We start from the raw sequence: 13,481 nt of genomic DNA, 5'->3' as shown, positions 1-13,481 counted from the left end.
ATGCTCTATTATCTCTTTGAATACTTAGACAAAACATACGATTTGCCAGGAGCGGGGTTATTTAACTTCATTACCTTCCGAGCAAGTTTAGCAGTTATTTTATCGCTGTTTATTGCAACCGTTTATGGAAAAAAGATCATTAGCTATCTAAGAAGAAAACAAGTTGGGGAGTCCATCCGCGATCTAGGTTTAGAAGGTCAAAATGAAAAAGCAGGAACGCCAACGATGGGCGGAATAATAATAATTCTAGCAACATTAATCCCTGTTTTACTATTTGCAAAACTTGAAAATATTTATGTAATCCTCTTGATTGTTACCACACTTTGGATGGGAGTAATTGGGTTTATTGACGATTATATCAAAAAATTTAAAAATGATAAAGAAGGGTTACCAGGGAGGTTCAAGGTAATTGGTCAGGTTGGATTAGGGCTTTTTGTAGGGGTTACAATGTACTTTCATCCAGACATCGTTGTGCAGCACAACACTACAACACCAGGTGCTCAAACCGAAATTATAGCCAAAGGACCAGTAGACCAGTTTTATGTAAAGGATAAGTCGATGTTAACTACTATCCCTTTTGTAAAAGAAAATGAATTCGATTATGCCACTTTAATTAGTTGGGCAGGAGAGGGCTACAAAAGCTATGTGTGGTTGATATTTATACCGATTGTGATTTTTATAATTACTGCAGTTTCAAATGGCGCAAATTTAACCGATGGAATAGATGGACTTGCTGCGGGAACTTCAGCGATAATAGGGGTGACACTAGCATTGTTTGCCTGGGTTTCGGGTAACGTTATTTTCTCCGACTATCTCAACATAATGTATATCCCAAATACGGGAGAGATGACCATATTTATCACTGCCTTTGTTGGTGCTCTTATTGGGTTTTTATGGTATAACACCTATCCTGCACAAGTATTTATGGGAGATACTGGTAGTTTAACTATTGGAGGAATTATAGCAGTTATAGCAATTGCAGTAAGAAAGGAGTTGTTAATCCCAATCCTCTGCGGAATTTTTCTAATGGAAAATCTTTCTGTAGTAATGCAGGTAGGTTGGTTTAAATACACAAAGAAAAAATATGGTGAGGGTCGACGCATTTTTAGAATGTCGCCATTGCATCACCATTATCAAATAAAAGGATTTCATGAAAGCAAAATTGTAACACGATTTTGGATTGTAGGAATATTCTTGGCGATAATAACCATCGTCACGCTAAAAATTCGATAGAGATGTGAAGTTTCACGTTTTAACGAAAATATAAGTAAACATGAAAGGAAAATTGGTCATTCTTGGCGCAGGAGAAAGTGGAGTAGGTACGGCCATATTGGGTAAGAAACAGAAGTTTGAAGTGTTTGTTTCAGACTTTGGAAAAATAAAAGATAAGTACAAACAAGTTCTTTTAAATAATGAGATTGAATGGGAAGAAGGAGGTCATTCTGAAGAGAAAATTCTTTCTGCCGATGTTGTAATGAAAAGTCCGGGTATTCCTGAAACTGCTTCAATAGTGAGAAAGTTGCGCGAAAATAAAGTAAAGGTGATTTCAGAAATTGAATTTGCCTCTAAATATACAAGCGCGACAATTGTTGGAATTACAGGAAGTAATGGGAAGACCACAACTGCAAGTTTAACTTATGAAGTGTTGAAAAACGGTGGGTTAAATGTTGCTCTTGGAGGTAATATAGGAAAGAGTTTTGCAGAACAAGTTTCAGAATCTAAATACGATCACTTCGTATTAGAACTAAGTAGTTTTCAGCTAGATGGTATTGAAACATTTTCACCTCACATTGCAGCATTAATCAATTTGAGTCCTGATCACTTGGATAGATACGATTATAAATATGAAAATTATATCGAGTCCAAATTCAGAATAATATTGAATCAAACATCGCAGGATTTTTTCATTTATGATGCCGACGATGAGGAAATCATAAAATGGCTTTCACAGAATCCCATAAAATCACAACCGCTTCCTTTTTCATTAAAAAAAGAATTGAAACAAGGAGCATTTAGAAGAGATAACGATATAATAATTAAAATAAATAATACAGAATTCACTATGCCAATCGCAACAATAGGAATACAGGGAGAACACAATGTAAAGAATGCAATGGCTGCATCAACAGTAGCTACATTATTGAGAATACGTAAACAAACAATTAGAGAAAGTCTTGAAGGGTTTCACGGTGTAGAACACAGACTTGAAAATGTGCTTAAAATCAATAATGTGATGTATGTTAATGATTCAAAGGCAACAAATGTAAATGCTACATATTTTGCTTTAGATAGTATGGAAAATCCAACTGTTTGGATTGTTGGAGGTGTTGATAAAGGCAATGATTACAACGAATTACTTCCATTAGTTAATGAAAAGGTAAAAGCGATTATCTGCTTAGGTGTTGATAATCAAAAAATAATTAGTGCTTTTGGCAATATAGTAGATACAATTGTTGAAGTAGATTCAATGCAAATGGCTGTTCAAGTTGCGTATAAAGTAGCCGAAAGAAATAATACAGTTCTACTTTCTCCTGCATGTGCAAGCTTCGATTTATTTGAAAACTACGAAGACCGAGGAAGGCAGTTTAAAGATGCTGTAAGAAACTTGTAATAAGGCATAAAAAAGAATTAAAAACATAAACCAATAGCGGAAAAAGGTAAATGATAAATATTTTCCAATATACAAAAGGAGATAGAGCAATCTGGGGGATAGTAGGGCTTCTAGCACTTATATCTTTCCTGCCTGTTTATAGTGCAAGTAGCAATCTTGCATATTTGTATAACAATGATGGAAATACATTACCTTTTCTATTGCGACATTTAGCACATTTAATTTTAGGTTTTATTGTGTTGTATGCAGTGCATAGAATACCCTATAATTACTTTGGAGGGCTCTCTATAATTGGGTTGCCTATTATAGTATTCCTGTTAGTAATTACGCTATCACAAGGTACAACTATAGGGGGTGCAAACGCAAGCCGATGGATTAGGTTGCCATTTGTTGGACTAAGCTTTCAGACATCAACTTTAGCAGGGGTAGTGTTAATGACATATGTTGCGCGGTATTTGGCTCGTATTAAAGATAAAGAAGTTTCTTTTAAAGAAACACTTTTACTCCTTTGGGGACCAGTGTTTATCGTTCTTGGTTTAATTCTACCTGCTAACTTTTCTACCACTGCAATATTTTTTGTAATGGTTGTTATGCTTGTTTTTGTAGGAGGATATCCATTAAAATATCTTGGTGTTATACTTGGTGCAGGGTTGCTGTTTTTAACATTATTTGTCCTAACTGCCAAGGCATTTCCTGGAGTATTTCCTAACCGCGTAGATACTTGGATAAGTAGGGTAGAAAATTTTGCTGATAAAGAAGATACAGAAGCAGATTATCAAATAGAAAAAGCAAAAATTGCTATTGCCTCTGGAGGTATTACTGGATTAGGTCCAGGAAAAAGTGTTCAGAAGAATTTCTTACCACAATCATCATCAGATTTTATTTATGCGGTTATAGTTGAAGAATTTGGTTTGATTGGAGGGTTAACCTTAATGGCTATATATCTGTTTTTGTTATTTCGAATAGTGGTAGTGGCTCATAAAGCACCGTCGGTATTTACCAAACTACTAGTCATTGGAGTAGGTTTTCCTATTATTTTCAGGGCGATGATAAATATGGCTGTGGCAGTCGAATTGTTTCCTGTAACTGGACAAAACTTACCCTTAATCAGTAGTGGTGGAACCTCTATTTGGATGACATGTTTGGCGTTGGGAATGATTTTGAGTGTGAGTGCAAAAAGAGAAGTCCCAGCAAAAGAAGAAGAGGAAGAAAATCCACTTGATGTTTTAAGTGAAACCATTTAGAATACAACAAGTGTTGTTAGTGTATTAAAGAAGAAAGTAAAAAATTGAAAAACAAAAAATTCATCATATCAGGAGGCGGTACTGGGGGTCATATTTACCCAGCTATTGCTATAGCAAATGAGTTGAAAACTCGTTTCCCTGACGCTGAATTTTTATTTGTGGGAGCAGAGGACAGAATGGAGATGGAAAAAGTCCCACAAGCAGGATATAAAATAAAAGGTCTTTGGATTTCTGGATTGCAACGCAGTCTTTCATTGCAAAATTTAGCTTTCCCGTTAAAGCTGGTTTCAAGTTTAATGAAATCAAAGTCTATTTTAAAAACATTTAAACCTGATGCTGCAATTGGAACTGGAGGTTATGCAAGTGCGCCGCTATTGCGAATGGCTGCAAAGCAAAATATACCTTGTTTAATTCAAGAGCAGAATAGTCACGCAGGAATTACCAATAAATGGCTAAGTAGTAAAGTTCAGAAAATATGTGTGGCTTATGAAGGAATGGAGAAATTTTTTCCTTCTGATAAAGTAAAGTTAACGGGAAATCCAGTAAGACAAGATTTGTTGGATATTTCTTTAAAAAGAGAAGAAGCACTTACTTTCTTTAAACTGAATAGGGACAAAAAAACACTTTTGGTTTTAGGAGGTAGTTTAGGTGCTAGAAGAATAAATCAATTAATTGAAAAATCATTGCCGTTTTTTGAAAGAATCAACTTACAAGTTATCTGGCAATGTGGGAAATTTTACGAAGAAACCTATAAAAATAAAGGAAATGAAAATGTACAAGTCCATACTTTTTTAAACAGAATGGATTTGGCTTATGCAGCTTCAGATTTTATTATTTCAAGAGCGGGAGCGCTATCGGTTTCAGAATTATGCTTGGTGGGAAAACCAGTTGTATTTATCCCTTCGCCAAATGTTGCAGAAGACCATCAAACAAAAAACGCGTTGGCAATTTCGGAAAAAAATGCCGCTATTTTGATTAAAGAAAATGAGTTGGATACAAATTTTGAAAAGGAATTTTCAGATTTATTTTCCTCTATAGAAAAGCAGGAAATGCTTTCAAAAAATATATTGGCATTGGCAAAACCAAATGCCACAATAGAAATAGTTGAAGAGATTGAGAAATTATTGAAGAACAACAATTAATGAATAACCTAAAAAACATAACGACCTTTTATTTCGTAGGTATTGGCGGCATCGGGATGAGTGCTCTTGCACGGTATTTCAAAATGCAAGGCAAAGCTGTTTTTGGGTACGATAAAACTTCAACTGACTTAACAGACGAATTGGTTGCAGAAGGGATACCAGTAACTTTTACAGATGAAATTTCAGAACTTCAATCTGAGGTGAAGGTAAAGCATAATGTTTTAATAGTTTACACCCCTGCAATTCCTAAGAACAATACAATTTTAAACTATTTTATTTCTGAAGAGTTTCAAATTGTAAAACGTGCTCAGCTTTTAGGAGAGGTGTCCAAAAATACACTTTGTTTAGCTGTAGCAGGTACACACGGAAAAACTACAACATCTGCAATTTTAGGACATTTATTGGCTGCTTGTAACATGCCAATAACAGCATTTTTGGGAGGAATCGCGGAGAATTACAATTCCAATTTTATTTATAAAGGAAGTGAAATTACAGTGGTTGAAGCAGATGAATTTGACCGATCGTTCCTTCAGCTTCGTCCAGACATATCTTGCGTAACTTCGATGGATGCTGACCATTTAGATATTTATGGAGACGCTTCAGAAATTGAAAATGCATTTACAACTTTTGCTGAACTAGTTGATAAGAAAGAAAACGTTCTAATAAAGATAGGCTTGCCTTTAAATGGAATGGCTGTTGCGGTTCAGGAAACTGCAGATTATGAAGCCCAAAATGTAAGGGTAAAGGATGGAGCATATCTATTCGATTTGAAAACACCAAATGAGGTTATTAAAGATCTTACAATTAATTTACCAGGACATCACAATCTTACCAATGCTATTATGGCAATGGGAATGGCATTGTTAGCTGGGGCATCTGTTTCTTGTCTTAAAAACGCAATTGCGAGTTTTAAAGGGGTAAAACGCCGTTTCTCGTATAAAATTAAAACTGATAAACTTGTTTTAATTGATGATTATGCACATCATCCTACTGAAATAGACGCTTTGCATCAAGCTGTTGAAGAAATGTATCCAAATAATCGTAAGCAGATTGTTTTTCAGCCACATCTTTTCACTAGAACAAGAGATTTTGCAGAAGGTTTTGCGAGAAGTCTATCGCAATTTGATGAAGTGGTGTTGCTGGATATCTATCCTGCTAGAGAAGAGGCAATTGAAGGAATTACTTCAGAATGGTTATTAAATCAGATTGATTCTCAGCATAAAATCTTGGTTTCAAAATCAGATTTAGCTGAAGTTTTATCACAGTCGGATTGTAGAGTGAAATTGTTGGTGGGTGCCGGAGACATTGGTGCTGAAGTTAATAAGTTAACCCAAAAGTTTAAAGATGAGGCGTAGTATTATTTACATAAAACTTATTCTTTTGCTGGGGTTAATTGGCTTCCTTTTTAGCTTTACAAAAAAGCGAAATGAAGCTAGAAAAATTAGCAAAATAGACGTTGTATTTGTTGATAATAACAGCCCTTTTATCACTTTTGATAACGTTAATAAATTGTTGATACAAAGTTACGAGAAGGTTTCGGACATATCTAAAGAAGCCTTAGCTTTGAGAGAGATGGAGTATAGATTGATAGGAAATCCTATGATTCGCGATGCTCAGGTGTATGTAACCATTGATGGAAAGTTATGCGCAAGGATAGAACAGCGCGAACCCATTGGTAGAGTGTCTGCTACACCAGATTATTACTTAGATTCAGACGGAAAGGTAATGCCGTTATCTGAAGTGTATTCAGCAAGAGTGCCTATAATTACTGGTGCTTCGGAAAGTGAGTTCTCTGAACTTACCGACTTATTGCTGAAAATAAAGGAAGATGAGTTTATGAAAAGGAGTGTTATTGGGGTGCATCAACGGGCAGATGGAGAAATTGAACTGGAATTGAGAAAAGTAAATTTTAATGTATTTTTTGGGAAACCAGTACACATTGAAAAGAAGTTTCAAAACTTTAAAGCATTTTATAAAAAAACAAAAAAAGATAGTACGCTATACGGGTACAACAAGGTGAACTTGAAATTTGATAGTCAAGTGATAGCCACAAAAAAGTAAGGCCATGGAAAACGATAATATTGCTGTAGGATTGGATATAGGAACTACCAAGATAGTAGCTATGATTGGTAGAAAAAATGATTATGGTAAAATGGAAGTGTTGGGGATAGGCAAGGCAAAAAGTCTTGGCGTTCATCGTGGTGTTGTGAATAACATTACACAAACCATTCAATCCATTCAACAAGCGGTACAAGATGCAGAAACTTCTTCAGGAATGAAGATTAAGGATGTTGTTGTTGGTATCGCAGGACAACATATTAGAAGCCTTCAGCATAGCGATTACATTACTAGACCAGATGGTGAGGAGGTAATTAAAGATGAAGATATTGATGCTTTATGTAACCAAGTTCATAAGCTTGTAATGCTTCCTGGGGAAGAAATTCTTCACGTATTACCACAGGATTATAAAGTTGATGGACAAGCAGAAATTAAAGAACCTATCGGGATGTACGGAGCGCGATTAGAAGCAAACTTTCACGTAGTTGTAGGGCAGGTTTCTTCAATTAGAAATGTTGGACGCTGTATAAAAAGTGCAGGGTTAGAGCTATCAGCAATCACTCTAGAGCCCTTAGCATCAGCAAGAGCTGTATTAAGTCAAGAAGAAAAAGAAGCTGGGGTAGCATTAATCGATATAGGAGGTGGAACAACTGACTTAGCGATATTTAAAGATGGAATTATTCGTCACACGGCAGTAATTCCTTTTGGAGGTAATGTAATCACAGACGATATTAAAGAAGGTTGTTCGATTATCGAGAAACAAGCTGAACTTCTTAAAATAAAATTTGGATCTGCTTGGCCTGGAGAGAATAAAGACAATGAAATTGTTTCAATCCCAGGATTAAGAGGAAGAGAACCAAAAGAAATTAGCTTAAAAAATCTCTCAAAAATAATTCACGCTCGAGTTATGGAGATTATTGAGCAAGCCTATATTGAAATAAAAAACTACGGGCACGAAGAGCAGAAGAAGAAATTAATTGCTGGTATTGTGCTAACAGGTGGGGGAGCTCAGCTTCAGCATATAAAACAGCTTGTAGAGTACGCTACAGGTATGGATACACGAATTGGATATCCAAACGAACATTTAGCTGGAGATAGCGACCCTGAAACTACAAGTCCGATGTATGCAACAGCAGTAGGGTTAGTGATGAATAGTCTTGAAAGTAAGGAGAAATCATCATTGATGAGAACATTCCCAACTGAAGAGGAAGTTAAAGAGACTGACAAACAAGAAGCCGTTCAGCATCCTGAAGTAGAAGCTGAAAGAGAAGAAGTAGAAGAAGAAAAAAAAGGCACTAGACGTGGTCGAGGTATTTTTGACAAATGGGCCGAAAAATTTAAAGAGTTCCTCGATAACGCAGAATAATAAAGGAAAAAGAAGAAAAATAAAAATTGCAATTAAAAACAAAAATATGAGCAGCAACACAGAATTTGAGAACATTTCATTCGACTTGCCAAAAAACCAATCAAATGTGATTAAGGTTATTGGCGTTGGTGGTGGAGGTAGTAATGCAATTAACCATATGTTCAGTCAGGGCATAAAGGGAGTAGATTTCGTGATATGTAATACAGATGCACAGGCATTAGAAAATAGCCCAGTGCCTATTAAAATTCAATTAGGGGTTTCCTTAACTGAAGGTCTAGGTGCAGGAGCAAATCCGATGGTTGGTGAACAATCTGCTGTAGAAAGTATGGAAGAAATTAAAACTATGCTAACTACAAATACCAAGATGATTTTTATTACTGCTGGTATGGGTGGAGGTACTGGAACAGGTGCCGCTCCAATTATCGCCAAAATGGCTAAGGATATGGATATACTTACTGTGGGTATAGTTACTATTCCTTTCCAATTTGAAGGTAAAACAAGAAATGAACAAGCTCAAATTGGAGTAGAAAAACTACGTCAAAATGTAGATTCATTAGTGGTAATTAATAATAATAAACTTCGTGAAGTATATGGGAACTTAGGTTTTAAAGCTGGTTTCTCTAAAGCTGATGAAGTCTTGGCCACCGCTGCTCGTGGTATAGCCGAGGTTATTACACATCACTACACTCAAAACATTGACCTTAGAGATGCTAAGACAGTTCTTTCTAATAGTGGAACAGCTATTATGGGTAGTTCTACTGCATCTGGTGCAAATAGAGCAAAAGAAGGCATAGGAAGAGCATTAGATTCTCCATTACTTAACGATAATAAAATCAAAGGTGCCAAAAACGTATTGTTGCTTATCGTTTCTGGGTCCGACGAGATTACTATCGATGAGATAGGTGAAATCAGTGATCACATTCAAAATGAAGCTGGACACAGCGCCAATATTATTATGGGTGTTGGTGAAGATGAGAGCTTAGAAGGATCAATTTCTATTACTGTAATCGCCACAGGATTTAATGTTGAACAACAAAATGAGATTGTAAACACCGAAACAAAAAAAATAATCCACACGCTTGGAGATGATCAAAAAGCGGAGCAAAATCTTACACCAAAAGCTACTTCTGGACCTGTAAGACTGCCAGAGACTCCTATCACTTCTCAGCCTAAAGCTGAAGCCCCTGTGGTTAAACACACGCTTTTTGACGATGATGAGATTGAACAAAGACCATCGTTTCAAGGATATATAAATACTTCAGAGCTTCTAAAGAATTTACCAGTATCATACGAAGAGGTAAAAGCTGAAAGAATTGAAGAGTTTGAGCAAGTAGAAGTAGATAAAATAAATGTAAACGAATTTGTTATTGTTGAGGCTTCAACAAAAAATTCAGCGGAAGAAGTTAGACATTCTAAGCCAGAAGGTGAAGACAACGACGATCAAATATTAATGTTTGATCTTCCTATAAAACCTGTTGAAAGAAAGCCGGCAGAAACAAATAATAGAGAAGAAAAAACAATTTTTAATCTCGAAGAAATAGAGGTTGAAGATCACGTAGAAGTTGTGCCTGTAACTGAAGTTTCAGATGATGGTATTAAAAGATATAGTCTAGATGACTATCAAGAGGTTGAAAATACCTTAAATAACGCAAAACCATCAAACCATAAGTCTGAAGCTATTGAGGAAAACGAAATTGAATTTGTAAAAAGAACAGTAACTGAGCAATCTCCAAATGATAGCGAAAGCAAGGAAATAGAAGACCCGTTAAACTCTCCTATTTCAAAGATACTAAGCGATCGTACAGAAGAGCGCAAGCGTAAAATGAAGGAGTTTAATTACAAGTTTAAGAACAGTCCTTCACGTATTGATGAAATTGAAAGACAACCCGCTTATAAGCGTATGGGTATAGATCTTAATGATACCAGTGAAGAATCAACAATTTCTAGGACTTCGGTAAACATCGAAGATGACGGAATTGAATTGCGTAGAAACAACTCATTTTTACACGATAATGTAGATTAACTAAGTGAATATTTCTCCCCACTTAAAGTAGAGGTTCGAAATCTTAATTGGTTTCGGACCTTTTTGATTTATGATATTTAAGATTAAAAAAAGTGAATCCATAAGCTGATACATTTCAGCTTAAATAAGTATCTTCGTGCATACAAAAAAACACTATAATGAGTTTACAAGATAAGGTGATGGAGGCTATGAAAGCCGCAATGAAATCAAAGGACACTCAATCATTAGAAGCTTTGCGATCTGTTAAATCAGCATTGCTTTTAGCTCAAACTGAAACAGGTTCAAAACAAGAAATATCTGAAGAAGAAGGAATTAAAATCCTTCAAAAGCAAGTAAAACAAAGAAAAGATAGTGCTGCTATTTATAAGGAACAAGGGCGTGAAGATCTTGCTGAGCCAGAATTGCTTCAAGCTAAAGTAATCGAGCAATTTTTGCCAAAGCAGCTAAGTGTTGAAGAAGTAAGCAAAATAGTAGATGAAATTATCACAGAAACTGGAGCTTCTTCTATGGCGGATATGGGAAAAGTTATGGGCATTGCTAGTGGAAAACTGGCTGGAAAAGCAGATGGGAAAACGATATCGATAGTTGTAAAATCAAGGTTGTCTTAAATTAGATTTTATTAATTCTTCAAAAGAAGATATTTTTGAAAACTGAATTGGCCGCGTGGCGCAACTGAATACCCGCCCGAGCCGAACTGTCGTTAGGCACGTTCGGGCGGGGCGCATCAGATTTCGGATTCGAGCTTTAAATGGTTAGAAATGTATTATGTATATATTCTTTATAGTAAAGAATTTGAAAGGATGTATGTAGGAATGTCTAAAGACTGTACAAAAAGATTAAAGGAACATAATTCTGGTAAGACTCAATCAACAAAAGCTTATATTCCCTGGGAAATTATTCATACGGAAGAATATTTAACTAGAAAAGAAGCTAGAGAAAGAGAAAAATATTTGAAAAGTGCTGCAGGTAGAAGATGGAGAAAAATAAATTTAATTCTGCCGCATGACTAAATTAAATGTCTCTTGTGGCAACTGTCATTAAACACGTTCGGGCTGGGTGCATTAGATTTCGGCTGTGATTGATATGAATTTATAAGAAAAAATTATTTCGTGTTTAAATATTGTTAATGGCCGCGTGGCGCAACTGAATAGCGCATCAGATTTCGGCTCTGAGGGTTGGGGGTTTGAATCCCTCCGCGGTCACTAATAAAATAAAAAGCTATACATCAATTCAAACAAAATTGAATTTGAGTATAGCTTTTTCATTTTCTAATACTGCCTTGAGTTTAAAGCAATTTAAAACCGATTTGAGTAATAGTTTTATTTTGCCAACTTAGCTTATTGCTTTATACTTAAAGCTCCAGAAGGGCATTTAGATACTTGATTTATTAACTCTTCTGATGTCGCATTTTCTGGTTTTACCCAAGGCCTTTCTTTAGGATTGTAAACTTTTGGTAAAGTTTTTACACATATACCTGAGTGGATGCATTTTTCCGCTTTCCATAAAATGATTACTTCTCCATTTGTATACTCTTTTGTATCCATAGTATTAATCCTTTAAAGTTCTTTCAATTCTCGGGTCGGGCACTATCCACATCAAGGCAACTCCTAAGTATATCATTAAACTAATGATTGGGAAAAAGAAAGAAAAGACAACGCCTGTAAAGTATAATAAAAGTGACAGATTCATTCTTTTGTCCTTGCTATAAACCTTACCTATGTTCGAATTTTTACCTTCGCTAAGGATTACACAATATACCATTATTTTAAATGCTACAGCAGCCATAAATAATACTACACCGTAGATTGCCGTAGGATTTGCTTCAAAATGGTTTTTACCCATCCAATCTGTGGCAAATGGGAAAAGCGAAAGCCAAAACAATAAGTTAAGGTTGGCCCATAAAATTTTCCCGTTTACTCTATTCACCGCTTGTAACAGATGATGGTGATTATTCCAATAAATCCCTACATATACAAAGCTTAATACATAAGTAAGAAATACAGGTAGTATAGGCTTTAAAGCATCAAAAGTATAACCTTCAGGAGCACTCATGCCTAAAACCATAATAGTAATTATTATGGCTAATACGCCGTCGCTAAAGGCCTCTAATCTCCCAGTTTTCATAACCTGCGTGGTTCTGGAAGTGGAACATAATCGTCTTCATCTCCCACCACTTTTGGAAAGGCTTCTAGATTTTGCTCTTTCCAATCTTTCTTAGCTTTTTCAATAACATCTTTGTCTGAGTTCACAAAGTTCCAGTGGATATATCGTTCTTCCTCAAAAGGAATTCCACCAAAAATATAGACTGTAGTATTCGGTTCCATTTCAAAGGAACACAATGTACTATCCTTGGCAACTAGAATTTGTTTAGGCTCGTAATTGTAACCGTCGGCATTGATACTGCCTTCCAAGATATATAAAGCACTCTCGCCATAAAGATCCTCTCCAATAGTTATCTGCTGCTTATCCGTGCTTTTTATTTCAATAAAATACAACTCACTGTGTACAGGAACTGGTGAGGTTTTGTCAAAAGCTTTACCAGCAATTAATTTAAACTCTGCGCCTTGTTCTTTCCATTGAGGAATATCTTCTTCTTTTATATGAAAAAAAGTAGGCTCTGATTGTTCTAAATGCTTAGGTAAGGCTACCCAAATTTGAAGTCCGTGTAACGTTTTTTCGGTATTTCTTAAATAATCAGGTGTTCTTTCAGAATGAACCACACCTTTACCTGCAGTCATCCAATTAACAGCTCCAGGCTTAATTTCGATATCTGAACCTAGACTGTCTTTATGTTGAATAGATCCTTCAAACAGGTATGTTAATGTAGATAAACCAATGTGTGGGTGTGGTCCAACATCAAGGTTTTGGTCCTTAGCCATAGTTGCTGGTCCCATATGGTCTATAAATGTAAATGGACCTACAGAGCGTTTTTGTCTGAAAGGCAATAATCGTCCTACCATAAAGTTTCCAATATCGGCGGCGCGTTCTTCTATAATTAATTCGGTATTAGACATAATTTATTTATTTGTTTAAATGA

General features: G+C 35.7%; 13 protein-coding genes and 1 tRNA gene. 11 read left to right on the top strand and 3 right to left on the bottom strand.

Features of this window, described 5'->3' with window-relative positions; all coding sequences use genetic code 11:
• The 11 genes from mraY to FHP04_RS07275 all read left to right on the top strand — a co-directional run bounded on the left by mraY (window position 1) and on the right by FHP04_RS07275 (window position 11,646).
• Window positions 1-1,233 carry a phospho-N-acetylmuramoyl-pentapeptide-transferase gene (mraY, locus tag FHP04_RS07325; RefSeq protein WP_139855441.1) on the top strand — a complete coding sequence of 411 codons (1,233 nt, stop codon included), beginning with the start codon at window positions 1-3 and terminating at the stop codon, window positions 1,231-1,233.
• Between the two features lie 40 nt (window positions 1,234-1,273).
• Window positions 1,274-2,611 carry a UDP-N-acetylmuramoyl-L-alanine--D-glutamate ligase gene (gene murD, locus FHP04_RS07320; protein ID WP_139855440.1) on the top strand — a complete coding sequence of 446 codons (1,338 nt, stop codon included), beginning with the start codon at window positions 1,274-1,276 and terminating at the stop codon, window positions 2,609-2,611.
• A gap of 50 nt (window positions 2,612-2,661) precedes the next feature.
• Entirely contained in the window at window positions 2,662-3,855 is a 1,194-nt protein-coding gene (locus tag FHP04_RS07315; RefSeq protein WP_139855439.1) for an FtsW/RodA/SpoVE family cell cycle protein, read from the top strand.
• A 44-nt stretch (window positions 3,856-3,899) separates the two neighbouring features.
• Window positions 3,900-4,997: an undecaprenyldiphospho-muramoylpentapeptide beta-N-acetylglucosaminyltransferase gene (gene murG, locus FHP04_RS07310; protein WP_139855438.1), complete on the top strand. Its 1,098-nt coding sequence runs from the start codon at window positions 3,900-3,902 to the stop codon at window positions 4,995-4,997.
• The gene (gene murC, locus FHP04_RS07305; protein WP_139855437.1) at window positions 4,997-6,352 is read left to right on the top strand and encodes a UDP-N-acetylmuramate--L-alanine ligase; all 1,356 of its coding nucleotides are present in this window, start codon (window positions 4,997-4,999) and stop codon (window positions 6,350-6,352) included. The genes murG and murC overlap by 1 nt, the downstream gene beginning before the upstream one ends.
• A complete protein-coding gene (locus FHP04_RS07300; protein WP_139855436.1) occupies window positions 6,342-7,058 on the top strand; it encodes a cell division protein FtsQ/DivIB in 717 nt (238 codons plus the stop codon). The genes murC and FHP04_RS07300 overlap by 11 nt, the downstream gene beginning before the upstream one ends.
• Before the next feature lie 4 nt (window positions 7,059-7,062).
• Window positions 7,063-8,421, top strand: coding sequence for a cell division protein FtsA (gene ftsA, locus FHP04_RS07295; RefSeq protein WP_139855435.1), 1,359 nt, complete (start codon window positions 7,063-7,065; stop codon window positions 8,419-8,421).
• Between the two features lie 46 nt (window positions 8,422-8,467).
• Entirely contained in the window at window positions 8,468-10,444 is a 1,977-nt protein-coding gene (gene ftsZ / locus FHP04_RS07290; RefSeq protein WP_139855434.1) for a cell division protein FtsZ, read from the top strand.
• Between the two features lie 158 nt (window positions 10,445-10,602).
• The gene (locus FHP04_RS07285) at window positions 10,603-11,052 is read left to right on the top strand and encodes a GatB/YqeY domain-containing protein (protein ID WP_139855433.1); all 450 of its coding nucleotides are present in this window, start codon (window positions 10,603-10,605) and stop codon (window positions 11,050-11,052) included.
• A gap of 150 nt (window positions 11,053-11,202) precedes the next feature.
• Complete coding sequence (locus FHP04_RS07280; protein WP_139855432.1) at window positions 11,203-11,454, top strand: GIY-YIG nuclease family protein; 252 nt, start codon at window positions 11,203-11,205, stop codon at window positions 11,452-11,454.
• Between the two features lie 118 nt (window positions 11,455-11,572).
• Window positions 11,573-11,646: transfer RNA gene (locus FHP04_RS07275), tRNA-Arg, on the top strand.
• A gap of 135 nt (window positions 11,647-11,781) precedes the next feature.
• Here FHP04_RS07275 and FHP04_RS07270 read toward each other — a convergent pair.
• The 3 genes from FHP04_RS07270 to FHP04_RS07260 are packed head-to-tail and all read right to left on the bottom strand — an operon-like array spanning window position 11,782 to window position 13,458.
• The gene (locus tag FHP04_RS07270; protein ID WP_139855431.1) at window positions 11,782-11,988 is read right to left on the bottom strand and encodes a (4Fe-4S)-binding protein; all 207 of its coding nucleotides are present in this window, start codon (window positions 11,986-11,988) and stop codon (window positions 11,782-11,784) included.
• A gap of 4 nt (window positions 11,989-11,992) precedes the next feature.
• Window positions 11,993-12,568 carry a TMEM175 family protein gene (locus FHP04_RS07265; RefSeq protein WP_139855430.1) on the bottom strand — a complete coding sequence of 192 codons (576 nt, stop codon included), beginning with the start codon at window positions 12,566-12,568 and terminating at the stop codon, window positions 11,993-11,995.
• Entirely contained in the window at window positions 12,565-13,458 is an 894-nt protein-coding gene (locus FHP04_RS07260; RefSeq protein ID WP_139855429.1) for a pirin family protein, read from the bottom strand. The genes FHP04_RS07265 and FHP04_RS07260 overlap by 4 nt, the downstream gene beginning before the upstream one ends.
• Between the last annotated feature and the right edge of the window lie 23 nt (window positions 13,459-13,481).

Origin of the sequence: Aequorivita sinensis (genome assembly GCF_006346335.1) — a bacterium.
Lineage (GTDB): Bacteria > Bacteroidota > Bacteroidia > Flavobacteriales > Flavobacteriaceae > Aequorivita > Aequorivita sinensis.
Note: the sequence above shows the minus strand (reverse complement) of the source record. Positions and strands in the feature narration are given on the sequence as shown.